Origin of the sequence: Oscillatoria nigro-viridis PCC 7112 (assembly GCF_000317475.1) — a bacterium.
Classification (GTDB): Bacteria; Cyanobacteriota; Cyanobacteriia; order Cyanobacteriales; family Microcoleaceae; genus Microcoleus; species Microcoleus nigroviridis.
The window spans coordinates 1,520,333-1,545,474 of record NC_019729.1 but is presented as its reverse complement, the minus strand read 5'-3'; the positions used below and the strand labels follow the sequence as shown (position 1 = coordinate 1,545,474).

General features: G+C 44.6%; 15 protein-coding genes and 6 pseudogenes. 10 read left to right on the top strand and 11 right to left on the bottom strand.

Translation table 11 applies throughout. From position 1 onward, the window contains the following. Window positions 1-92 precede the first annotated feature (92 nt). Window positions 93-1,418, bottom strand: coding sequence for an RNA-guided endonuclease InsQ/TnpB family protein (locus OSC7112_RS06605; protein WP_015175176.1), 1,326 nt, complete (start codon window positions 1,416-1,418; stop codon window positions 93-95). Window positions 1,419-1,462: 44 nt separating this feature from the next. Between OSC7112_RS06605 and OSC7112_RS39455 the strand changes: the two genes are divergently transcribed. The 4 genes from OSC7112_RS39455 to OSC7112_RS06585 all read left to right on the top strand — a co-directional run bounded on the left by OSC7112_RS39455 (window position 1,463) and on the right by OSC7112_RS06585 (window position 8,713). Beyond that, complete coding sequence (locus tag OSC7112_RS39455; RefSeq protein WP_190274341.1) at window positions 1,463-1,630, top strand: hypothetical protein; 168 nt, start codon at window positions 1,463-1,465, stop codon at window positions 1,628-1,630. Between the two features lie 86 nt (window positions 1,631-1,716). After that, window positions 1,717-2,775 carry a photosystem II reaction center subunit D2 gene (gene psbD, locus OSC7112_RS06600; protein WP_015175175.1) on the top strand — a complete coding sequence of 353 codons (1,059 nt, stop codon included), beginning with the start codon at window positions 1,717-1,719 and terminating at the stop codon, window positions 2,773-2,775. 156 nt (window positions 2,776-2,931) lie between these two features. After that, entirely contained in the window at window positions 2,932-4,311 is a 1,380-nt protein-coding gene (gene psbC / locus OSC7112_RS06595; RefSeq protein ID WP_015175174.1) for a photosystem II reaction center protein CP43, read from the top strand. A gap of 559 nt (window positions 4,312-4,870) precedes the next feature. Next, complete coding sequence (locus OSC7112_RS06585) at window positions 4,871-8,713, top strand: GAF domain-containing protein (RefSeq protein ID WP_015175173.1); 3,843 nt, start codon at window positions 4,871-4,873, stop codon at window positions 8,711-8,713. 23 nt (window positions 8,714-8,736) lie between these two features. Here the strand turns inward: OSC7112_RS06585 and OSC7112_RS36900 are convergent. From OSC7112_RS36900 to OSC7112_RS06550, 7 genes and pseudogenes are all read right to left on the bottom strand, one after another. Beyond that, window positions 8,737-8,995, bottom strand: a pseudogene (locus tag OSC7112_RS36900) (transposase); the annotation flags it as partial. Between the two features lie 21 nt (window positions 8,996-9,016). Next, a complete protein-coding gene (locus OSC7112_RS06575; protein ID WP_263053591.1) occupies window positions 9,017-9,904 on the bottom strand; it encodes an IS4 family transposase in 888 nt (295 codons plus the stop codon). Window positions 9,905-10,263: 359 nt separating this feature from the next. Further along, window positions 10,264-10,866: pseudogene (locus OSC7112_RS06570) on the bottom strand (IS630 transposase-related protein); the annotation flags it as partial. A 270-nt stretch (window positions 10,867-11,136) separates the two neighbouring features. After that, entirely contained in the window at window positions 11,137-11,403 is a 267-nt protein-coding gene (locus tag OSC7112_RS40770; protein ID WP_223300774.1) for a hypothetical protein, read from the bottom strand. Window positions 11,404-11,476: 73 nt separating this feature from the next. Continuing rightward, a complete protein-coding gene (locus tag OSC7112_RS06565) occupies window positions 11,477-12,094 on the bottom strand; it encodes an IS4 family transposase (RefSeq protein ID WP_263053590.1) in 618 nt (205 codons plus the stop codon). A 75-nt stretch (window positions 12,095-12,169) separates the two neighbouring features. Further along, window positions 12,170-13,236, bottom strand: a protein-coding gene (locus OSC7112_RS06560) for an ISKra4 family transposase (protein WP_150111641.1) whose coding sequence is annotated in 2 segments (ribosomal slippage) — window positions 12,170-13,068 and window positions 13,068-13,236 — 1,068 coding nt in all. Because the reading frame shifts where the segments join, the coding sequence is not laid out codon by codon here. 346 nt (window positions 13,237-13,582) lie between these two features. After that, a pseudogene (locus OSC7112_RS06550) lies at window positions 13,583-13,885 on the bottom strand (transposase); the annotation flags it as partial. 234 nt (window positions 13,886-14,119) lie between these two features. Here OSC7112_RS06550 and OSC7112_RS06545 point away from each other — a divergent pair. From OSC7112_RS06545 to OSC7112_RS06535, 3 pseudogenes are all read left to right on the top strand, one after another. Next, window positions 14,120-15,048 (top strand): annotated as a pseudogene (locus OSC7112_RS06545) (IS4 family transposase); the annotation flags it as partial. Window positions 15,049-15,107: 59 nt separating this feature from the next. After that, window positions 15,108-15,939: pseudogene (locus OSC7112_RS35400) on the top strand (IS5 family transposase). Window positions 15,940-15,955: 16 nt separating this feature from the next. Further along, window positions 15,956-16,216 (top strand): annotated as a pseudogene (locus tag OSC7112_RS06535) (IS4 family transposase); the annotation flags it as partial. Between the two features lie 255 nt (window positions 16,217-16,471). Here OSC7112_RS06535 and OSC7112_RS06530 read toward each other — a convergent pair. The 3 genes from OSC7112_RS06530 to OSC7112_RS06520 form a co-directional block, all read right to left on the bottom strand. Further along, a complete protein-coding gene (locus tag OSC7112_RS06530) occupies window positions 16,472-22,501 on the bottom strand; it encodes a response regulator (RefSeq protein ID WP_015175170.1) in 6,030 nt (2,009 codons plus the stop codon). Between the two features lie 132 nt (window positions 22,502-22,633). Next, a complete protein-coding gene (locus OSC7112_RS06525; protein ID WP_015175169.1) occupies window positions 22,634-23,038 on the bottom strand; it encodes a bacteriohemerythrin in 405 nt (134 codons plus the stop codon). Between the two features lie 18 nt (window positions 23,039-23,056). Then, complete coding sequence (locus tag OSC7112_RS06520) at window positions 23,057-24,070, bottom strand: response regulator (protein ID WP_015175168.1); 1,014 nt, start codon at window positions 24,068-24,070, stop codon at window positions 23,057-23,059. A 229-nt stretch (window positions 24,071-24,299) separates the two neighbouring features. On the opposite strand from OSC7112_RS06520, the gene OSC7112_RS39450 reads away from it, so the two are divergent. The 3 genes from OSC7112_RS39450 to OSC7112_RS06510 all read left to right on the top strand — a co-directional run bounded on the left by OSC7112_RS39450 (window position 24,300) and on the right by OSC7112_RS06510 (window position 25,098). Continuing rightward, window positions 24,300-24,503 (top strand): hypothetical protein, encoded by a 204-nt coding sequence (locus tag OSC7112_RS39450; RefSeq protein ID WP_051041482.1) that lies wholly within the window; start codon window positions 24,300-24,302, stop codon window positions 24,501-24,503. Between the two features lie 6 nt (window positions 24,504-24,509). After that, window positions 24,510-24,812 carry a hypothetical protein gene (locus OSC7112_RS39445; RefSeq protein WP_190274340.1) on the top strand — a complete coding sequence of 101 codons (303 nt, stop codon included), beginning with the start codon at window positions 24,510-24,512 and terminating at the stop codon, window positions 24,810-24,812. 100 nt (window positions 24,813-24,912) lie between these two features. Then, entirely contained in the window at window positions 24,913-25,098 is a 186-nt protein-coding gene (locus OSC7112_RS06510) for a PCP reductase family protein (protein WP_006633749.1), read from the top strand. The last annotated feature ends 44 nt before the right edge of the window (window positions 25,099-25,142 follow it).

The window sequence follows — 25,142 nt, the reverse complement described above, 5'->3', positions numbered from 1 at the left end:
AATTCAATTAGTCCACCGAGCGTGAGGCTTCGCTGACGCAATCGCAACGAGTGGGTGGGGATTGTGTATCAACTCCTGCTAATTATGGTCAACTACCCGCCATCAAGCGGAGTACCGCTATGATGGGGGCTTGTATCTGAACTCCACCTCAATTCCGAAAACCTCGAAAGGATTTCAGCTTTGGCTTCACGGCTCGATACATGAGGGAGTGCTGACAAGACCCCGGTACTCATCCAGGTTTGCCGGACGAGCAACGTTCTAAGTGCGATATTTCGCGCCCCAACCAGATCTGCATGAAGTTGATGCCCACAGCATTCACAGCGGAAAATCAGCCCCTTGTTCGGTCGATTAGCCTTTGAGGTATGCCCACATTTAGGGCAACTTTGCGAGGTGTAATGTGCCGGAACTTTAGTAGCTAACGAGCCAACCAGCACAGCCTTGTAATCGATATAGCCATGCAATTCGGCAAACGACCATTGAGCCACGTTCCTGTTAGCTTTCCGTTGTTTCTTGCTTGCCCGTTTGCCCGATTTAGATTTAGTTCGATCGCGTATTCCGGTCAGATCTTCTAGTCCAATCAGGCTGTTAGGCTTGGCGATTTTACTCGCAATCTGGTGGTTCACATCAGCGATAAACCGTCTCTCCCGTCCCGACAAAGCGATTAATCTTCGCTTCGCGGAACGGGTGTCTTTTCGCTGTAGAGATTGTCTGGCTTTTTGATAACGGTTGGCTCGATGTCTAGCCGCCTTGCCCGAATAGAAACTCGACTTATTAGCTAAGTCTGTTTCGACTGCGAGGTATCTCATTCCCACATCTATACCAGAAATTCTAGTGATGTTCAGTGGGTCGAGAGTAGGCGTTTCCACCTCCAAGCTCACCATTAGATAGTAAGTCTTCGAGGATTTCTGGTAGACAATTTTAGCAGCACCGATCTTCTTGGACACTCGCATCAGATCGATGTGCTTGTTGTAGCCATCAAACGGAACAACAATTCGACCATCCAGGGTGTTAATACTAACCCGTCGATCCTTTTTAAAGGAGTAGTCGCGCTGGTAATTAAGCGTACAAGTCCGCGAGGTGTATTTGGGAGCTCGATCGAGTCCCTTGTACCGCCGCTTGGTATACCCAGCTTTAATCGCCTCGCTATTCTGCTTGGCTTTAGTCCACAGCGTCTTAAAAGTCGCAGCAACTTGTCTTGGCACGTTACACGCCATCTGGGAACCAAGCCCAAATAAGGCCCGTAGCTCCGAGTAGACCAACTTTTGTAGTTTAGCTCCGTTGCCAGATTTACCGTTATCAAATGCCACTTGGGATGCGTAGTTCAGCGCATCCCGATAGGCCAAAGAAACCTGAGCTACCGAGATTTTTTGCTCGGCAGTCAGGTTTAATTTGAGTTTTGCGGTAATTACTTGGCTCACAACTTCTTCAACAGATAATAGGATAATCTTACCCTGTGAAGGATTTGAGTGCAAGCGCAGAGTGTTTGTTCGTTTCCTCAACCACCGCCAACTCGCCGCTTGGCGACGAAGGGTCAGTTGGATTGTTGCTGAGCATCGTCAACCAAGATGGCATTCCTCTCAACCACGCTTTCATCGAGTACGCCTCTAGTGGGGGAACCCTGCTGTTCTAGTTGAAATTTATGAACTTCTAATATATAGTTATGTTAACTTTAATTAGAAACCTTGGTCTTTTAACAAGCAAAAGGATTTTACCCCAATGACAATCGCAGTCGGACGCGCCCAGACCGAAAGAGGCATATTTGATGTCCTCGACGACTGGCTCAAACGCGATCGCTTCGTCTTCGTAGGCTGGTCTGGCATCCTGCTATTCCCCTGCGCCTACCTAGCCATCGGTGGCTGGTTAACAGGCACCACCTTCGTCACATCCTGGTACACCCACGGTTTGGCAAGTTCCTACCTCGAAGGAGCCAACTTCCTCACCGTAGCAGTCTCCACCCCAGCCAACAGCCTCGGACACTCCCTGCTGTTCCTGTGGGGCCCAGAAGCACAGTGGGACTTCACCCGCTGGTTTCAACTCGGCGGGCTGTGGACCTTCGTCGCCCTCCACGGCGCCTTCGCACTGATCGGCTTTTGCCTGCGTCAGATCGAAATCGCCCGTTTGGTAGGCATCCGTCCCTACAACGCCCTAGCATTCACCGGCCCCATCGCCGTGTTCGTTTCGGTGTTCCTGCTTTACCCCTTGGGTCAATCAGGCTGGTTCTTCGCCCCCAGCTTCGGCGTCGCAGCAATTTTCCGCTTCCTGCTATTCCTGCAAGGCTTCCACAACTGGACCCTCAACCCGTTCCACATGATGGGCGTTGCAGGCATCTTGGGCGGCGCGCTGCTGTGCGCCATCCACGGTGCCACCGTAGAAAACACCTTGTTTGAAGACGGCGACGGTGCTAACACCTTCCGCGCCTTCAACCCAACTCAGTCAGAAGAAACCTACTCGATGGTGACAGCCAACCGCTTTTGGTCGCAAATCTTCGGAATTGCCTTCTCCAACAAACGCTGGTTGCACTTCTTCATGCTGTTCGTACCTGTCACAGGCTTGTGGATGAGCTCCATTGGCATCGTCGGTTTAGCATTAAACCTGCGCGCCTATGACTTCGTATCACAAGAATTGCGCGCTGCTGAAGATCCTGAGTTTGAAACGTTCTACACTAAGAACATTCTGCTTAACGAAGGCATTCGTGCTTGGATGGCTCCGACAGACCAACCCCACGAAAACTTCATCTTCCCTGAAGAAGTTCTGCCTCGCGGTAACGCACTTTAAAAAAATCACGATTTGGATTTCAGATGAATTTAGTTTTTTTAAATTAATCTGATATCCAAATCCCAAGTCCCCGGCGCAGGCGCGGTACTCCCGTGCCCTACTAGGGAACAAAAAAACCCAAAATCCAAAATCTAAAATCGTTGGAGGTTCTACCGGGTGGTAACGCTCTCTAATTCCTACGCAAGCGGTCGCGACCAAGAATCCTCCGGGTTCGCTTGGTGGTCTGGCAACGCTCGTTTGATCAATCTCTCCGGCAAACTGCTGGGCGCCCACGTCGCTCACGCTGGCTTGATCGTGTTCTGGGCCGGTGCAATGACTTTGTTTGAAGTCGCTCACTTTATCCCAGAAAAGCCTATGTACGAACAGGGCTTAATCTTGATGCCCCACATCGCTACTTTGGGTTGGGGCGTCGGCCCCGGCGGTGAAGTCACGGATATCTTCCCGTTCTTCGTAGTCGGCGTTCTTCACTTGATTTCATCTGCTGTTCTCGGTTTGGGCGGCATTTATCACGCCGTTCGCGGCCCGGAAGTTCTCGAAGAATACTCTTCTTTCTTCGGCTACGACTGGAAAGACAAGAACCAGATGACCAACATCATCGGCTATCACCTAATTTTGTTGGGTGGCGGCTGCTTGCTGCTGGTGGCTAAGGCCATGTTCTTCGGCGGTGTCTATGACACTTGGGCTCCGGGCGGCGGCGACGTGCGTATTATCACGAACCCCACCCTCAACCCGGCTGTGATTTTTGGCTACTTGGTTCGCTCTCCTTTTGGTGGCGAAGGCTGGATTGTCAGCGTCAACAACATGGAAGACATCATCGGCGGTCACATCTGGCTGGGCTTGATTTGTATCGCTGGCGGTGTGTGGCACATTTTGACCAAGCCTTTCGGCTGGGCTCGCCGCGCCTTAATCTGGTCTGGCGAAGCTTACCTGTCTTACAGCTTGGGCGCTTTGTCCATGATGGGCTTTATCGCTGCCTGTTTTGTCTGGTTCAACAACACTGCTTACCCCAGCGAATTCTACGGCCCGACGGGCCCGGAAGCTTCTCAAGCGCAAGCTTTGACCTTCCTGATCCGCGACCAACGCTTGGGTGCTAACGTCGGTTCTGCACAAGGCCCCACCGGTCTGGGTAAATACCTGATGCGCTCTCCTACTGGCGAAATCATTTTCGGCGGTGAAACGATGCGTTTCTGGGATTTCCAAGGCCCTTGGTTGGAACCCTTGCGCGGTACTAACGGTTTGGACTTGAACAAAATCAAGAATGACATTCAGCCTTGGCAAGCTCGCCGCGCGGCTGAGTACATGACTCACGCTCCTTTGGGTTCTTTGAACTCTGTGGGCGGTGTGGCGACTGAAGTTAACTCGTTTAACTTCACTTCTCCTCGTTCTTGGCTGGCCTGTTTCCACTTTGTGATGGGTTTCTTCTTCTTGGTCGGTCACTTGTGGCACGCTGGTCGCGCTCGCGCGGCTGTCGCTGGCTTTGAGAAGGGTATCGATCGCGAAAATGAACCAGTGCTGGCTATGCCAGACTTAGACTAATCGATCGAATTTATTTCTGATTTGATTGTCTAATCGAAAAAAGCTCCTGCCGTTAAGCAGGAGCTTTTTTTGCTCCCATATCTGCTGGAAAAAGCTGCAGATTGTCGATCGACTCTTCTCCGCTCCGGCTAGCTGCAAATCCAATCCTAGACGTAGAAACCCGGTTTCTGAGTTAACCTTTTGAATTCAATGCTGTTTTTTCCCGTAAGCTCGTTCCTCAGCGAGCTTTTGCATCCAGGACTGAGATATTTCGGTGCGACATTCATCGGTGCCGGTGAATCACTCTGCAAGTCTTGAAACTTGACAATTTTAATCCGTTGGGGTATGGAGCTTGCAAGGCAGGCTCTACAAAGTTTATATTTAAAGTACAAAACTTTTAATCCCACACAATTGAAAGTTGCAATGGAAAGTTGCAATTATCGCTACAGGTGCAAAACTAATCGACGCTCGGCATCAGGATATTTATATTTTATTAAATGACTGTCCTTGTCGAATTTTTTAACAGGCACAAAACTTTTTGGCCGCTTACTGTTATTGCTAGGAAAGCAAAAGATTAATAATGGACTCATTAAAGATCGAAAATGTCAAGGTGAGGTTCGATCGAGCAAATTTGCTCGAACGCATCGCCAACCGCATTCGCCGCTCTCTAGAACTACCCGAAATTCTGAGCGCAACAGCAGCAGAAGTTCAATCCTTCTTGGGAACAGACAGAGTAAAAATCTACAAATTTCATAGCGACGGTAGCGGTGAAGTGATTGCCGAATCAATTAACGGCAACCGCTTGCCATCCCTATTGGGTCTGCATTTTCCAGCAGACGATATTCCCCCTCACGCCCGCGAACTGTTCGCGCAAGTACAGGTGCGATCGATCGTCGATCTAGATTCCGGGCAGCTAGGCCAAAGTCCGCGCCGCGAGGCGGTTTCCGCCCAACTGCTGCCCGACGAAATCCGATTTCGCGCGATCGACCCCTGCCACGCTGAATACTTGACTGCACTCGGCGTCAAGGCTTCCTTGGTAGTACCAATTTTTCACGGCGCAGAATTCTGGGGGTTGTTGGTATCTCACCACTCCGAGTCTCGGAGTGTGACAGAAAACGAACTCCAAGGCGTTCAGATGGTGGCAGATCAGCTCGGCGTCGCCATAGCCCAATCAACCCTCCTCGCCCGAGCGAGGGCGAAAGCTCAACGGGAAGCTGCCGTCAACCGCGTCGCCGCCGCCCTTAACTCGCAGCCGGCGATTGAACTCCAAACAGCTTTGGCAGAATCGGTAGCAGCACTAGACGCCGCCGGCGGCAGGCTGTGCATTTTTGCCACGCCATTCATTTCCGACAGCAGCAAGGTTACGAATCTAGTTCCCTATTCGGATAACTCGAATCGGGAACTCACAGTCTACACTTGTGGCTCAGGGCCGAAGATGGGAATTTCGGCAAAATACCCGCAGGTGGAGCAATACAGCGTCTGGCACGAATATTTTAAATCCGGCGAGCAACAGGTTTGGGCAATTCCCGACTTGTACCAAATTAGCAGTTTGAGAAGCCTGCAACCTGCATTTCGATCGACCAAAATTCGCAGCATTTTAATCGTACCGCTCAGAACCCGCCAGCAAATATTCGGTTACTTGACCATTTTTCGAGAAGAATTTGACACCGAAACTCTCTGGGCTAGACAGTTTGATAGCGACGCGCGGCTCGCCCAATCTCGGATATCTTTTGAAGCGTGGAAAGAGTCAAAAACTGCCCAAATTCGCGAATGGAAGGCTGAAGAAATTGAATTGCTCCAAATTTTTTGCAGCAAGTTTTCTAATGCTATTAACCACTACAAACTCGATCGAAAAATAGAAGAACTTAACACAAATTTAGAAAATCAAGTTCAAAAGCGCACTGCTCAACTACAGCAGTTGACCCAACAGCAGCGAGTGCTGTTTGAAGTAGTGGCAAAAATGCGGAAATCCCTCGACTTGAACAAGATTTTTAGCACGATGTCCCAGGAAGTGCGGCGGGCTTTAAATGCAGATAGAGTTGGGGTGTACCGCTTCGATCCCGCATCGGAATTTAACGAGGGCGAATTCGTTGCCGAAGATGTTTTGCCAGATTTTCTGTCAGCAATGGCAGTCAAAGTGAACGATCGCTGTTTTGGAGAAAACTACGCCAATCTCTACTCTCAGGGACGAGTTCACTCAATGTCCGACATCAAACAGGCCGGGCTGCAAGATTGCTATGAGCAACTATTGGAGCAATTTCAGGTCAAAGCTAGTTTAGTTGCACCGGTGATGAAAGGCAAGGACCTTTGGGGGTTGCTGTGCGTGCACCAGTGTTCGGCTCCGCGCAATTGGGAATCTTCCGAAATTAAGTTTGCCACCCAAATTTCTGCTCAGCTAAGCATCGCTTTAGAACAAGCAGATTTGCTCGCTCAGACTCAGCAGCAAGCAGTTGAGTTGCAGCGGGCAGCAGAGCAGGAGCGAATACTGTTTGAGGTAGTTGCTAAGATTCGACAATCTCTCGATTTAGATACAATTTTTAGCACGACAACTACAGAATTGCGGCGGATATTAAAGGCCGATAGAGTTGGCATTTATCGCTTCGATGCTAGTTTAAACTGTAATGAAGGCGAATTTATTACCGAAGATGTTTTGCCGGGTTTTTATTCGGCAATGGATGTAAAAGTTCGCGATAATTTCTTTAGCGAAAACTATGCCCAAAAATATAGTCAGGGACAGATTCAAGTGCTACAAGATGTCGAAAATGCTGGACTTTCGGACTGCCATGTTGCTCTTTTAGCTCAATTTCAAATTAGAGCTCAGGTGATTATGCCGTTGATGAATGGCAGCGAACTTTGGGGCTTGCTGTGCGTGCACCAGTGCGGCAGTTCCCGCAATTGGAACAGTTCGGAAATCCAGTTTGCTACGCAAGTAGCAACTCAGTTGAGCGTAGCATTAGAACAAGCAGATTTGCTTGCTAAAACGAGGCAGCAAACTATCGATTTGCAGTGGGCATCCGAGCAACAGCGGATACTGTTTGAAGTGGTGGCCAAGATTCGAGAATCTCTCGATATCAACGCGATTTTTAAGACTGCCACCCAAGAAGTTTGTCAGTGTATGCAAGTTGATAGAATTGCTGTCTATCAATTTAATCCTGATTGGAGCGGCCATTATGTGGCCGAGTTTGTGAAAGATGGCTGGATAAAATTGGTAGGGGAAGGTATCAGTACGGTTTGGCAAGATACTTATTTGCAGGAAAACCGAGGCGGCAGGTATGTCAATAATGAAACTCTAGCCGTTGACGATATCTATCAAGTTTGCCACTCGGAGTGTGTTGTCGGTATTTTAGAGCAATTTCAGGTGAAGGCTTATGCGATCGCGCCCATTTTTGTAGGACAAGAACTTTGGGGTTTGCTGACAGCATATCAACATTCTGGAACCCGCTGTTGGGAAAGTTCAGAAGTTAACTTTTTAGCTCAGATTGCCAATCAATTAGGCGTTGCTATCCAACAAGCCGATTTGCTGGCTCAAACCCGACGCCAAGCAGAACAAATCGCTCAAAGTTTAAAGGATTTGCAGCACACTCAAGCTCAATTAATTCAAACTGAAAAAATGTCGGGTTTGGGGCAACTGGTAGCCGGCATTGCTCACGAAATTAACAATCCGGTTAATTTTATTTACGGCAATCTCAATCACGCTAGTGAATATACTGCTAGCTTACTGAGTTTGCTGAAACTTTACCAGCAGCAATATCCCGATTATAGTCCTGAAATAGAGAAATTAATTGAAGATATTGACTTGGAATTTCTGCTAGAAGATTTGCCAAAATTGCTATCGTCAATGAAGGTGGGAGCCGATCGCATCCGTCAAATAGTTCTGTCTTTAAGGAATTTCTCTCGTCTTGACGAAAGTCAAATGAAAGCAGTGGATATTCACGAGGGCATTGACAGCACGCTGTTAATTTTACAGCACAGGCTGAAATCTAATGCGGACAGCGCAAACATTGTGCTAGTGAAAGAATACGGCATTTTGCCTCTAGTTGAGTGTTATGCTGGACAGTTGAATCAGGTGTTTATGAATGTAATTGGGAATGCGATCGATGCTTTGGAATCCCACAAGTTGCTCGCCGGTCAATCTGTAGCTCCTCAAATTAAAATCTCTACTGCTGTCGGTCAACTTAATGGTACTATTCCTAGCGCGGTGATTCGGATTTCTGATAACGGTACGGGAATTTCGGAATCTATGAGAAAACGCATATTTGACCCTTTTTTCACGACTAAGCCAGTGGGGAAAGGTACTGGATTGGGACTGTCAATTAGTTACCAAATTGTGGTAGAGAAACACGGCGGCGGTTTAAAATGCAATTCGGAATTGGGGAAAGGTACTGAGTTTGCGATCGAGATTCCGCTGCGACAGCAGTTATAGTCATTTCAAATAAAAAAGAGACACTATTGAACGCAGTAGTCACAGATAAGTTCATCTAAAGATGTCCCAGGAGGAGCATACATTCTGGCTCGCTTGCTTGGCACTAAAATCGTGTTCAATATCGTTCAGGTCGGGAGAATATTTTGGGAGAAAAAGAACTTGATGCTCCGTTTCCTCTACCAGTTCTCGGATGGCTGTTTTTCGATGAATCGGTGCATTATCCATGATTAATATAGATGGCTCTGTCAGAGAGGGTAATAAATATAAAGATAACCACCCTTCCTGGGGGGGTGACAAAGAGAGCTAAGAGCTAGGCATAATCTGAGTTACAGCCTTCATCCCCCGTTGATAAAAGTGGCGCTTATTCGGGGTTAATTTCATTAACTCTTGAATTTCTCCGGTATATTTGTCTAGGTATGTAACCCATTGTTGGCTATCTAGACCGCTGCCAAAGGTACTCCGCCTCTGATACTTTCTTTTTGATTCTTTAGGACGAACAATATACTTTTTGACTGATTTCATTTTCAGCGTTGTCCCTTGCATAACAGCATTACTATAAGCGAGTGCTATTAATAAAATGAGGGTCATCAGTCGCTTACCTTTTAAGCCTGTTCCCTCTAAATAATAACCTCCACTTTTATAATCTCGAAACATCTCTTCAATTCCCATCCGCTTTTGGTAGGCAGCGATCGCCCTATTGAGAGAGCCTAAATTGGTCAGGATAAACCAACCCTCCTTAACCGATATGCCCCGATATTTTCTTTTCCATTTACAAGCCACATCAAATCCCCCTATCGGTTGAGTCTTTCTGACTTGGACTCCAGGGAAATAGAGAGAAATTCCGGGAACTAATCCTACCTCCTTCAACGGCTTCCAGATTTGAGGTTCGGTTTCGATACAAACAGAGCATTTAAGCCGTAAACAAAAATATACACCTGCCTCCCTGATCCAGTTAGCCAGCTCGACCGAGCAAAATTCCCGGTCTCCTAAAACCACTACTTTATAATCTTTCAAAAGCGGTAAAATTTCTGAGATCGCATCCCTTTGTTCTGCCAAATTACTACTTCCTAGCTTGGGTAACAGAGACCAGGATAAAGGGATAGCTCTCTTCTCCCAAACCAGGCTTACCATGAGTATGTTTATATATCCCCATTGGGTGCGATCGATGACTATTGATAAAGTCTGGCCCACTTGGCAATAGGTGGTTAACCAATAAGTTATCAGGGGATACCAAATCTGGCGTTCCGGTTAATTGAGGTAAATCCAAGAACCTTTGTAATTTCCGACGCCGGCTTTCGGCAGTAATCGGGTAGGGAAACACTCGCGCTAATTGCTCCAACTTAACTTGTCTTTCCGATTGCAGTAGATTGAGCAGGATACTTAATACTAAAAACTGAGTACGAGTTAAGTGTTGCTGGAGATGCGTCTGATAAAATAGAGGTAACATAATTTGTGATAGGTCGTCGGTACTTTGAACGGGCCTATCTTTTTTTACCACAAGTGGGTCAACGCCTTACCTTGTCTAGCTTCTAACGGGGTTGTCACCCCCCCAGCCACCCTTCAAAACCTTCTGCATTGAGGCTGCCCGTAAAAACCATTGGGGCAATTAAGTCCTTTTTTCCTTTCCTTCTTCCGGCTACTAGATTTTCTCTTTTCCCCCGTTTTCCTGACTTTTCACCCCAAATTTTTTTGCCTTTTTTTGACCAGCCATAAGCACAATCTTGAAACTCTTCAAATCCTGACTCATCAATAAAAACCCGACTTTGGCTTCCCGATACTTTAATCAAGTCTCGGAGATATCTGTAGTATTTCATTCTTGCTTCTGGGTTTCTCTCCTGGTAACGAAGTTCTTTTTTTTTTCGAGTAATTTTCATTTCTTTAAGAGCATAAGATATGGCACTTGGTCTTACTCCAAACTTCTTGGCTCTGTCGATTAATCTGGCATCTGGATTCTCTTTTACATCCTTTTCTAAGGCTTTCCAATCTAGTTTTCTCTTACGTCTTTTTACCTTGGTGGCTGTAAGGTCTGTCCGACCCAGCCACCGATATATCGTTGCCCTTCCCACCTGAAAAAGTTCTGCTGCTTGAGCGATACGACCGCCCTTTTCTACATAATCTACTACTCTTTTTCTCAAATCTATACTGTAAGACATTTTCCTAGCAACTTCATTATTTTTATTCATTTTACCTCATTTTTAAATAGTCTCATACTTATTTGAAATGACTATATTAGTCATTAGTCATTAGTAATTAGGACTTGCTGAATAAGTCCGCGATAGCAACAGCAAGATCAACGATCAATTCAAAGCGGTCGCGAATATAAGTTGATATTGCTTGAGATGCCCATACCTATAATTAAAGCTGATCGCCAAGCGGTGAACAGGAGTGGTTTTGAGTTCAAGCTGGGGGGGTGACAAAGAGGCTTAGGATATAGACCGAATAAGGGTTGCAGCCCTCATGCCTTGTTCATAAAAGCGACGTTTAGAAGGAGTTAACTTCATTAACTGTTGCACCTCCAAAGCATATTGTTCTAGATAATCAACCCACTTTTCGGCATCTACGCCAACACCAAATGTACTCCGTCTACGGTATTTTTTCTTGGGTTCTTTGCGACGAGATACATATTTTTGTACCTGCTTTTTTTTCAATTCAGTGCCTTGAAATATTGCCGAACTGTAGGCAAGCGTCATCAGGAGAATCATATTAATAAGTCTGTTTCCTTTGAGGCTAGTCCCTTCAAGATCGTAGCCTCCTTTTTTACAGTCAAGGGAACATTTCTTCAATGCCCATCCGCTGCTTATAAGCATTGATTGCTGCTGGCAATGAACCTAAATCCGTGAGAATAAACCAAGCTTCTTTAACTTGACATTTCCCATAATTTCTTTTCCATTTACAAGCAAGCTCAAATCCGGTGGCAGGTCGAGTTTTTCTCACTCTTTTTCCTTGAACATACAAAGATGTTCCTGGTACTATTCCTAATTCATCTAACCTTCGCCAAATTAAATTTTTCATTTCGATACAATGATTCTTTTTTAGTCTCAAGCAAAACGACACACCCTTTGATTTAAGCCAGTTTCCTAAATCAACAGAACAAAATTCCCGGTCTCCTAAAACGATAACTTTATATTCTGAAAATCCTGGTAAAATCTGCTCTAAATTTGTAGTTTGTTCCTCCAAGTTACTGTTTCCTAATTTTGGCAACAGCGACCAGTATAATGGAATTGCTCTTTTTTCCCAGATTAGGCTAACCATAAAAAGATTAATGCGCCCCCATTGACTGCGGTCAATTGCGATTGATAAACGAGTACCAACACGACAATAAGTTGTCAACCAATAAGTAATTAATGGGAACCAAATTAATGAAATAGTTAAGTGTGGCAAATCCAAAAATCTTTGTAACTTACGTCGCCGACGCTCGACGCTCGACGCTGGGTGCATCTCACTTTGGCACATACATCAAATTGAAAGTTGACCGTTGAGATAAGCACAGCGAAGAGCAAGCATAGAGGAAACGTTCTCAATATTCCATTGCGCTCCCGATATTTTTACCCTTAATCCAATGCGTTTTATTGTTGATTCCACTGTTCCAGAACCAATCGAACTTATGGATTCTTCTTTGTAGTATTGGTAATTTACTATTCGGCAGCGATGGGTATCTAAATAATTGCAAAACGTTTTAAATGCTTGACCTTTAAAGTCTTTAAATAAATTTATAACTTCATCAACTTTGCCTTGCCATAACATATTTTCGGCTAATTTCAATCGTTTTATTGAACCCCCTACCTTGTAGAGATTTTCTTTCAGATGATACCAATCTAAGATTTCTTGTCTTTGTTCATTGTCTCCAATTTCTTTAAATATGTTCCAAATTCCGGCATGGCCATCTCCGAGGCAATACATAGGATGTAGTAATTTTTGGCTATTAGTCCAATCAATTAAATCTTGATTATTTTGAAAAAACGCTCCCGCATAAATATTATCTAAACACACGGCTTTATAGTCTTTCCAGTAACAGCTCTCGCCCTTGGTTGCGTTGCGTAGTCTGACTTTACCGCCATCCAATGTAATTTCTTTGACTCCTTGTTGAGATGTAGGCAATTCCAATTCTTGTCTTTTGACTAATCTTTGTAATGTACTGTGAGAAATTTTGATCCCAGTAAATTTTTCCAAATCTTTTTCTGCCATTTGATAAGATTCGTTAGCACTGATTAAAAGACAGCAATTTTCCATCAGGGGACTAAATTGACTGTAAGCTTTTAAGCCAAAATATTTTGCCTGATTATCTGTAATGTCGAGCGATCCGATTATTGATTTTATTTTTCGGGGTTTTCCTGTTTGAATTCCTGATACTGCTGAAAAAAAAAGCTACCTATTTCTGGACCAACCTCTGATAACATTTTCTGACGGACTGCTTTTTCTATACTTTCAAAAGTTTTTAACTCAGTTGGCTCTGTATTTCTGTAAAGAATTTTTGCTACCGCTTTTAAGTGGGCTTTTAGTTGTTGTTGGTCTGAGGGTGTCATTTTATTTACCTCATCTTTATTTGACGATTTTACTAGCTTTTTCATTTTAACTCTTTTTTGACACATTCGCAAAAGTGAGATGCACCCCCGACGCTGAGCTGGTAATTAGAGAGGGAAATACGCGGGAGAGCCGTTCTAATCTGATTTGTTTTTCGGATTGTATCACGGGTAACAAGATTTCAATTAGCTTAAACTGAGCTAACGTTAGTTTTTTGTCTCTCAGGAATGCGGTAGAATGTTGGTATCATTATTTTTTGGATAGGCCAGCGTATAACAATTTTGCTGCCTATCTTTTTTTAGCACACAGTGGCTCCATCCTTACTCCCTCTTTGTTTCAGCCTGGTTGTTACCCCCCCAGGAGTTCAAGACACAAAAAAGCACAAAAAACCCGCCGAAGCCAGGTGGAAAGATTCATCACTAAAAAAGTAATAGCAATCGCAGTTTGGGAAGTATGAGCAAGTTTGGTCATCACGCGAGCCAGACTAAATCTTCGTTTAGCTTGTCCAAACTTTCCCTCAATAGTGTTGCGAATTTTCTCATCAATTGTAGCTTGCTTCTTTTGTTCATTACTTACATGAGCAGGTGGTCTTCCCAAAGGAGGGCCACTAAGTCTAATTCCTTTCTCTTTGCACCAAGCTCGGTTATCTCGCTTTACGATAAATCCCATTTGTGACAAGTTAAGAAAAAGTGCAAATTGTCAAGGGGGTAGACAAAAAAAGGTAAAATAGGATGAAACCTTTACCGGACAAGCAGTTGAGCCATAATTAAACCAGTTGTGAATAGCAAAAAACGAATCAACCGAGATCGTGCAAAGAAAAAAAATAGTCCCCAAGTAGAAAATGAAGCGATTGCGAATCACCTGGAAGATTTATTAATTCCAGCAATGGCGGCCCAAAAAACTTTTTATCGCCAACTAAATTTAAGAGATAGAATTCTAACACTACCATTAATGATGGCAGCAATATTAAGTTTATTATTGCCAAATGTAGCAGGAGTAACAGAATTAACTAGATTATTAAATAGAGAAGGATTTTTATGGTGTGAGCCGTCTGAAATTAGTCAACAAGCATTATCACTCATATTTTTAACTTTTCCCGCAGTTTTATTTGAAAAAGTATTTAAAGAATTACTGCCTCATTTTCGTCGGGAATGGTTGACTAGAAAATCGAGACCATTACCAGATAGTGTACAATTTGCCTTAAAAAACTTTGAAAATATCTGGATAGCTGACGGCTCAACATTAGAAGCATTATTTCGTAAACTAGAAAGTTTATCCGATGTTCCAATTGGTCAATTATCCGGGAAAATGGGAGTAATAATAGACCTAGTAACTCATCTTTCCGAAGAAATTTGGTTTGGGAAAAACCCGAAACAAGCAGATACTAATTGGGAGGAAGACTTACTAAAAACAGTTAAGCCAAAAACCTTGCTGTTATTAGATATAGGCTTCTATCACTTCGCTTTTTGGTCAAAATTAATCGAGCAAGAAATTGGATTTATTACTCGGATTAAGAAAGGTGCATCTTATCAAGTCGAGCGGGTATTAACCAATACTTATGATGTCAAAGACCAGATAATTAGGATAGGTGCAGGGACAAAAAAAACACCAGCGTTGACTATAAGATTAGTACAAATTCGCTCGAAAAATTCCTGGCGTTCTTATCTAACAAGTGTCCAAGAACCCGAAATATTACCCCCTATGTAGTAGCAGATTTATATCAAAGACGCTGGCGAATTGAAGAGGCATTTTGCCTAGTAAAAAGATTACTAAATCTCAGCTATTTATGGACAGGTTCGTTAAACGTAATCAAGAGACCTCTTGCAAAAGTCCCCAATAAGGGCAATAGTGAGGTGATCGAGAGGAAAAACTGATGACTTACGAACAAGTGCAAAGCTTAAAGCCAGAAGCCTTCAAGAGATTCTGTGGCGTTGGGTCTACAACTTTTGCAGAAATGGTGTCAGTTCTAGAACAACAGAAACGCAAGAAACGTAAACCCGGTCGTCCGTCTAAACTGAGCTTAGAAGATCAGGTACTACTGGCATTACAATATTGGCGAGAGTACCGTACCTACTTTCACATTGCTCAAAGCTGGAACATCAATGAATCCACTGCGTTCTGGATCGTGAGGCACGGGCAAGGATACATTGATTCGTTCAGGTCGGTTTAGCTTACCCGGAAAGAAAGCACTGCTGCAACCGGACTCAGTTTTAGAAGTGGTTGTGGTCGATGTGACCGAAAGTCCAGTCGAGCGTCCAAAAAAAAACAACGACAAGTGTTTTCGGGCAAAAAAAAGTATCACACCTTGAAGTCACAACTAGTGGTCAATCAAAAGACGGGAGCAATTATCTGCAGAGCTTCGTGGTAAAGGCAGAAGGCATGACTTTCGCCTATTCAAGAGCAGTAAAGTTAGGCTAGCCAATAAAATTAAGCTTTTAGGCGACAAGGGTTATCAAGGAATTGGGAAACTTCATGCCAATAGTCAGATACCTACTAAAAAGCCCAAAAGCTCTAATTTATCTCAGGTTCAACGGCAGGAAAACCGTACTCTGGCAAGCGAACGTATTATTATTGAACACGTTAATAGGAGGCTGAAAATTTTTCGGATTCTGTCGGAACGTTACCGAAATCGCCGACGCAGATTTGGTTTACGTTTCAACCTGATTGCAGGCATCTATAACTATGAACTCAACCTTTCAGAATGACTTTTGCAAGAGGTCTAAGCTACAAATCTGGGGTACTTGGCTATTTTATGCGATTTTAGTAGATTTAGGAAATGCGGTTGCAGATGAATTAGGAGTGCCAATTGAACCTGTTTCATTAGAAATGATTTATCGGGGGATGTATCATTTTTCTGTGGGCTATCAAAAAGGAATAGCTTCTGACCTAGTTAAGTATTTTGCCGACGATAAAAATCAAGATTTAGGGATTGTTAAGCGACGACGAAAACCTCATGTCAGGCTAATTATTTCTCCTTTCCCTTGAACTCAAAGAAGTCCAGAACAATTTTTTTTTAATAATAAAGGAACAAATGGAGTCATATTTTAATTGGATCAACAGGTAAAAAATGAGTAAAATTACTCATTGACAATAGTGCTTTTAGCTTAACTTGTGAGTAATGGCTTGACCTTGACGGAGTTGGTAGAGGTGTCTTGGCAGCGCCCTTAAGAATGACCCTTTGGTAGTTTCTTAAGAATCCCCGTGCATTTATGCCGGGGAGTGTCAATTAATTGACTTTCACAGATTAGTTTCGCTCTTTTGCAGTTCTTGTTGGAGAGTATTCTTGACACGATCGTACTCACCCTCGATTTGAGCCAATAGGGTTGAGGCTCGATCTAGTTCACCAGAGGTACTCATAACTTCTAACCTGGCACAAAGCTGGGCCAGAGGAGCGGCGCTTAGGTTCGCACTACTGCCTTTGAGGGTATGAGCCACTCGCTTTAGGGTTTGAGTATCCGCCTGGGCGATCGCTAATTTCATAGATTCTAGCAACTTTAGAGATTCCTCCAAGTAGCAGTTCGCCAGCAAGCTCAAAATCTGGGTTGAATCTCGATCGATGCTTCTACAGAAAGCTTGCAATTCAGTGAGGTTAACCGCTGGCACATCAATTTCTGGCTTGTTGCTATCTGATTCCTCCTTTTGGGCCTGCTGCGGTTCCGGATTGGGCGGACACTGACTCAGCGCTTGGATGAGAGCATCTACTCGAATTGGTTTACTGATATAGTCATTCATGCCAGCATCAAGACAAACCTGGCGATCGCCCTGCATAGCATTTGCCGTCATGGCAATAATCCTGGGACGAGTATGAGCCGGCCACTCCTGGCAAATACGACGGCTGGCTTCTAGTCCATCCATCTCTGGCATTTGTACATCCATCAGCACTACATCATAAGGCTGGCGATTCAGGGCTTCCAAAACTTCCAATCCATTGGCAGCAATATCGGCCCGGTATCCCAAACGCTCTAACAGCAGCAGTGCCACCTTTTGATTTACCAGATGATCTTCTGCTAAAAGAATTCGCAGTGGGAGTCTCTGGGCCAGTTTCATATCATCCTCGACAGATCTAGGAAGTTGTTGTTGAACTTTTTTCGGTTGAGCTTGTAGCACATGGATCAGTATTTGATAGAGTTGGGATTGTTTGATGGGTTTGCTTAAACAAGCCGCAAAGTGGGTGGAGAGCGCTGAAGAACCCGCTTCTGGGTAGCCCATTGAAGTCAGCAACACGAGGGGTAAACGGTGGCACTTAGGATGCTGGTGGATGGCTGAGGCGAGTGTGAGGCCGTCCATTTGTGGCATTTGCATATCTAAAATAGCGATATCAAAGGTTTCTCCACTGTCAAGCCAGTTGAGCGCTTCCACAGCCGATGGGGCAGCCAGACTCTGCATCCCCCAAGTCTCTGCTTGCAAGGTCAGAATTTGTCGGTTAGTGGGCTGGTCATCCACGATTAATAAACGCTTGCCAGATAGTTCTGGTAACATTTCCATCGGTTCGGATAACTCAGTAGCAACAGAGGATGCCACAATCGTGAAGTAGAAGGTGGAACCCATTGCGACTCGATGAGGCTTAGCGGGTTGCCATTTTGGTGAAGGGGTTCCTCCGACGTAGCCGGAACTCTCAACCCACATCATGCCGTTCATCATTTCACTCAGTCGCTTACTGATCGCCAGACCTAAACCCGTCCCGCCATACTGCCGAGTCGTCGAAGCATCTACTTGACTAAAAGACTTGAACAGTCGATCGAGGCGGTTGGCTGGAATGCCAATACCTGTGTCTTGAATGGCAAACTGGATTTCATACAAGCTTTCTGGCAAGTTCCCTGGCTCAGAAATCGTTTTGTCAGAATCAACTGCAGAGGCTTGCACCGAAATGGTAACTTCCCCAGTTTCGGTAAACTTAATCGCATTGTTGAGCAAGTTAACTAGAATCTGACGGAGACGGGTGACATCACCCAAAATGAAATTAGGAGTCAGAGGGTGGATCAGGTAGCCCAACTCAATCTCCTTCTCATCTGCTTTAACTGCAAGTTGGTCGATCGCACCTTCTATGCAATCTCTCAAGCTCAAGGGATGCTTTTCTAGCTCTAGTTTGCCCGACTCAATTTTAGAGAAGTCGAGGATGTCGTTGATGATACTCAGGAGGGTATCTCCACTATTGCGAATCGTCTCGATAAAGTCTCGCTGTTGAGCCTTGAGTTCTGTATCCAGCAGCAATCCCGTCATCCCAATAACCGCATTCATCGGAGTGCGGATTTCATGGCTCATCATCGCCAGAAACTCACTTTTGGCTCGGCTCGCTGCTTCTGCTTCCTGTCTAGTTTGCTCTAAAGCAAAGTTTTTCAGAGTTAATTCTTCTCGCTGTCGAGTTTCTTGCTCTAGTAATTTGGCTTGAGCTAAGGCAATTCCTACTTGAGCCGCCACTGATTCTAGCAACTCGACTCGATCGGCAGTCCAATCACGGTAGCGATCGCACTGGTGCAGACAAATGGCACCATTCGGTTCTCCTTGATAAGAGGTACGGATTGCTAATTTGGATTTCAAGTTGAGGCTGCGACAAATTGACTCAGCACAGGTGAGCAATGATTCGCAATAGACATCCGGCGAGGCGATCGCTTCATCCCCAGCCATCAACTGTTTTGCATATGCAGGACTGACCGCCAGAATGTCATGCTCCCGGCTGGGGGCAGATCCGGGTGCTAGATACTCTGCAACAACAGGAAACTGAGGCTGCGGATTGTCGAGGTATGTGCGAATTAAGCAGCGACTGACGCCAAAAGCTTGCCCAATTTGAACAGCCGCCGTTTCAAATATCTGCTGAGCATTGAGGCTTTGACGAATTTCTTGAGTAATTTGCTTCAGCAGTAGGGCTTTTTGCAACTGTCGCTGTAGTGCTTCTTCTGCCTGCTTGCGATCGGTAATATCTTTCATGAAGCAGTGATGCCCCACAAAGACATTTTGCTCGTCGTAAGCAGAGACCATCACCAGTTGTTTGTAGAAGCTGGAGCCATGTTTTCCCATCCCCCTAGCTTCCACTTCGACTCTGCCATCTCTCAACATCTGCTGATAAGCAGCCACCATTTTCTCAATATCTTCAGGATGAACCGTTCTTTGCCAGTCCATCCCTAGCATTTCCTCCGGCTGATAGCCGGTGATGGCGGCATAAGTGCCGTTAACGAAGATATAGCGTCCTTGAGTATCGAGTCGAGAAATGCCTGCCACGGCATTTTCTAGCGCCGCACTCATTTGTTGCAGTTCCGCTTCGGCTCGTTTGCGAGAGCTAATTTCAATCAGAATGCAACCCACCGCTACAGGCTGGTCTGTATCCTTGAAAATGGGGAAGTGAGAAGCTAACCAGTGGCGCTTGATATTCGTTTGGCTTGCTACCTTTCCACTCACTTCCAAGTTGATGGAAGGTTGTGCAGTCGTTAAAACCTCTTGTAACAGTGCATTCATGCCAGGAGCAAGTTCCCCCAAAATATCATCGGTGGTCTTGCCTAAATGAGCCTCCACGGACTGACCATTGATTGCAGCCAGTGCCTCATTGATTTGTAAAAATCGAAACTGTCGATCGTGAATGCAAAGCCCTACTCCTGCCAGGGAAGCTCCTTTAAAGAAAGCATTCAATAATTGCTCTCTGGCTTGAATTTCCTGCTCTAACTTTTTGCGGTTGGTAATATCGCTCTGAGAACCAGTCATACGGACAACTCTGCCCGCTTCATCCGAAAGCGCCTGACCTCGAGCCAAAATCCATTTGTAGCTCCCATCCTTGCAAAGCACTCGATGTTCTGTAATATAAAAGGGAGTTTGGCGCTGAAAGTGATCTTGAATTGCTTGCATCACCCATCCGATATCATCTGGATGAATTCGCTTACTCCATTCATCTAAGTGATTCGGGATTTCATGCTCCTGATAGCCCAACATCTCTTTCCAGCGAGCCGAGAAGAATACTTCATTGGTGTTGACGTTCCAATCCCATACCCCGTCGTTACTACCGCGCAGGGCGAGTTCCCACCGTTGTTCGCTAGCTTGCAAGGCTGCTTCTGCTTGATGCCGTTCGATTTCACTACCAATCCACTGAGCCATCAGTTTCAGTAATTCCACATGGGCAGATTTAAACCTATGTGCACGGGGAGATTTACTAGAAAAGCTGAGGGTACTGTAGACTTGGCCTGCAACTAAAACTCGTGTCCCAATATAAGCTTCCATGCCAAGGGAAAGATCGGCAGGATGGCAACGCGATTTTGAGGTGCCTGTATGTTGGATGGTTAGGGGTTCATCTGTGTCCAAAGTTTCACAGCACAAAGTTTGGTTAATATCAAAGACATCACCTGGTTTCAAGACTCGATCGGGCGATCGCGCCACCATCACCTCATAACGATTATCTTGCACGCGAGCCAAGATGCCACATTCAAGCCCAAACGTCTGACATCCCATGTCAATCAACGCTTGGATGCGCTGCTCAAAATTGAGATTTTGGGTAGCAGTGACTTCATATAAAGCTCGTATTGCCGCCTCTCTTGTTCGTAGTTCAGTTTCGGCTTGTTTGCGTCTCTTAATTTCAGCTTTCAGAGAGCGATTGATTATGGATAATTTTTGCGTTCGTTCTTCAACCCGCTGTTCTAATGTAGCGTTAGCGTGTTTAATCTCCCTAAATTTTTGATTGAGCGCGATCGCCATCAATTGAAAATTGCGAGCAAGCTCATTGATTTCAGTAACAGAGCTATGTTTCCATGCAAATGTTTCTTCTGAAAGCTTATTGGGTAAGTCAGTAGTCGCACGAGCTAAATAGGATAATGGCTTGACCAATCGTTCGCTAACCAGCGTTGCAAACAAAAATGCCAACATTGTGATGACGAGTAGAATACTAAAGTCAGCCTTGTAGCGATTTTGTAAATTTTCTACATAGGGAACTGCTGGAAGTTGTAAGCGTAATTTCCAGTCCAGATCGGAGCCAATCATAAATTCCTGTATATACATAGAATTTTTCCAACGGATCATCGGATTGTTGCCCTTGCTAGGAACCCACTGCTGCAAGGTTCCCTCTAAGGTGCTAGTGCTGCCTTCCTTTGACTCCTGAACACCGGTCAAAAGCTTTTGGTCTGATTGATTGCTGGCAATGACTCGGTTGTTTTCATCGAGCAATGTAATGCCTAGTTGCTGATTGTTTTCCTGGAAAATGTAGAGAGCTTTGATCTTGCTTAATGCTAATGAACCGTGGAGCAGCCCAAGAAAATTACCTTGAAGTTGCAGGGGTACATTCAATCCTACATGAGGTTCGTCTACTAATATATCTTGGTGGATAGGATTCATCCACGGTCTCAACCGCTCTTGAGCCAGGGGAAGTAGAGATTTATGTTCCGTACTTTGTTCCATCAACCGCCGACTGGTTTGATTTAAAGGAGAAGAAGTAGCTACAATTGTTCCCGATGAATCGACCACATAAATTTTGTCGAAATCGGGAAACAAATTCTCGATCAGGCTAATGTTTTGTTGTAGCCGATCGGATGATTTAATCGCTTGATTGGCCGCAGTGGCTTCTTCTGATATGAGCGATATTTCAGCTAATTGTTTCAAAGCTGTGAGGTATCGCTGATGCCATCGAGATATGGCGCTAGCGATAGTTTTTGCGTTTGTTTGTAACTCCGTTTGCACCGTCGTTTGGATTTGACCAACAAAGTATCTACCATCAAAAACTAATAGGATCATTCCTGGAATAAAGACAAAAGCAACCAACAGATGAAAAATAGTTTGTTTTAAAGAAAGGGCGATATGCTTTGAAGGACTAATCCACCGATTAATCGGCGCATACGAAATGATTAAGCTGGCAACTAAGGCATTAAAAATGCCGTTGACTGCTTGTTTGCACATAACGAGGATGGTCTGATTCGCCTCCATGTGCATGATTTGACCGTAGAAAATCCCAACGAGGGGCATTCCAATTAAGAACCAGTAAATCCCATCGAATAAAAGGATATTTGGCTGTTTGCGCTTGCAAAGAAACCCTACAAACAGAGCCTCAATTACCAAAATAATCGTGGCGTATGGATGATGCCAAAGGATATAAGTATAGCTGCCTGCAATTAGACCAGCCAAGCCTCCCCAGCCCCAGCCGAAGTAGTAAGTAATAATCAGTATGGGAATACTACCAAAGAGGAAATCAACCCCAAAGAAAAGAGACAAATTGAAATAGTTGCCCAGAACACCCGCACCAGTGAGAAGGGCGATCGCACCTAACCATCTTTTATTACGCACTGAGCTAGACTCTCCCATAAAATTCTATAATTGCTACTTGCTGAATATGAACTGATTCCGATAAAAAAGCGTCGTAGAGGTACTCTCGTTCTCTCCCTGACAGTTTCCCTGAAGGTCCCAGAACCGATTATTTAGGCTTTCAGACTAAAATCAAGGCTTGCTCGTGCAGGACTTGATTTCTCGCTCGACTTTTTTAATATGGTTCACGAACCAATCTAGCAATTGTTCATTAACCTTAATGGCTAACGAAAGACTCGATCCTTTGGTTTGTAGCTCCTGTCTAACTTCACTCAGTGTTTTAATAAATTTGGTAGGAACCGCTGCATTGTTAGATGCGACGGGGCATTTGTATCTTTGCCTAAAATTTTCTTCAAAGCAGAAGTTTTGTGCTATATACAAGTCTAAAAAATATACAATACCTTTTATTTCTTCCTTTCCACGGTTGGCGAACATGGCATCCACTAAGGTATTGAGTTGATCGATCAATTGTTTATACTGGCGGTAATTTTCTGGAAGACCAATACTTAAGGAATCATTCCCAATGACGAGAGGCATAATGTTTACCCTGATGATTTAACGGGTGGATTCATTAACTCTATGAATCTTGGTACAAAAAGTATTACGACCTTGGGATTTGGCTTGATAAAGTGCTGCATCGGCAGCAGTAATTAAAGTTTCTGGCAAGATCTCTTGGGTAGGAATTAAACTGGTAATACCGAAGCTGAGCGTAATGCAATTATGCGGAGAACTCTTATGGAGTATTGCTAAAGCTTGGATGCGAGCCTGCATTTGCTTGACGATTTGGACGGCTCCCTCAAGCTCTGTGTCCGGTAAAATCACTACAAATTCTTCACCTCCATAACGTGCTACTAAATCTCCAGCTCGATTAATACTGCGATTGAGATCTGCCGCAACTTTCTTTAAACATAGATCCCCTGCTTGGTGTCCGTAAGTATCGTTGTACTGCTTGAACAAATCGATATCACACAAAATCAGTGACAAAGGATTTTGCTCTCTAGTCATGCGTCGCCACTCTTCCTCTAGCTGTTGGTCAAACTGACGGCGATTGGCAATCTGAGTCAAACCGTCAATTGACGCGAGGTATTTTAATTGTCGATTGGCGGCTTCTAGCTGCTGGTAAAGTAGGGTTTGTTGCTGTTGCAAGTGGAATTGCTGAATCAACCGTCGCACTCTCTGTCCCAGAACAGCCCAGTGAATCGGCTTAGTGATATAGTCAGCCGCTCCCGCTGCAAACGCTCGATCGACAGATTCTTTGTCTTCTAAGCTAGTAATCATCAAAATAGGTGGGCGATCGCTCTCAGGATATTCAGATAATTTTTGACAACAAGCAAAGCCATCCATAGTAGGCATCACTGCATCTAGCAGGATCAGGTCTGGATGTACTTCCTCATAAGCTGCTAGCCCTGTCAACCCATCATTAGCTTCCGCCACTCGGTATTTTTCCTTCTGTAAATACAGTCGAAGTTGCAAGCGCATCAAGGCATCGTCATCCACAATGAGAATTAGAGAGGACGGTTCCGTAGATGGATTAGTCGAAATGACTGACTCTTCTAATGATTGATACATATGTCATGGTGTATCTTAAGCTCTGGAAAAATTCTAGCCTAGCATATTTTGAGCTTGGGATGGAAAGTGAAAAATTGACCAATATGTCATAAATTATACACCAGCTAAGCTGTCGCAACAAAATCCTAGGCAGCGTCGGGTTTGTTAAACCAACAGCCCCAGTCTACTTAGAATTTATCGCTTTTTTTCGGAGATATAAAGTCTGCTAAATCAAGCTACAGAAAAGGCTATGGCTTCATTAGAAGATAGCCTTAACAAGGCGGGAAATATGAGCGGTGCCGCTTCAGATGCCCTCCAAAGTGCTATCAATGCTACTGTCAAAGATTGGATTGATTCTCACCCTCTAGTCTTCTGGTTGGTGAATCATCCGTTGGTATTTTTAGAAAGTTTGCTGCTATTTATATTGAGGATTTTAGGTTTTGTTCAGGCTTGAGGTAGCTTGTTTGCAGAAGGATGGTTATTTATTCTGCAAAGCCCGGTAAAATTTATGCAAGGGGTGATGAGTGTCGGCTCTAAATCTGTAAATAATGTCGGTGGAGTGGCTGTAAACTCATTGGTTTCAAAGCAGCCCGAATACAAAAATAATTCAGCTTTACAATTGAGGGGAGTTGAATCAAACAGTTTGGAGTCTCAAGAACGACTTGCTCATATTTTGGCAAGGTTGGAGGCAATTCGACAAGAGCAGAATCAGCTTTTACAAGAGGCGTCGGCTATTTTAGGCAACAAATTTAAGGCAGAGTGAGAAGGTGTGGGGCGATCGCAACTCGTGGTAAATTTAAGACATCCAGGCTTTCCATCAAAGCCAGAGCCATGAAGGCTTGTAGTCGATCGCTCAATACGCCATGCCCGATTCCGAATTTTCCGATGATTTAAAGTGGACGCCAGAAGCCAAGGCGAAGCTGAAAAATATTCCCTATTTTGTCCGGGGACAAGCTCGCGTCCGCATCGAGCAGTTGGCCCGCGAAGCCGAAACCGAAGTCGTCACCGTTGACTTAGTTGAGCAAGCTCGCATCGAGTTTGGGCAATGAAGGATCGAAAGGTACGCTAAAGCTTTAAACTATAAGTTGCCTGA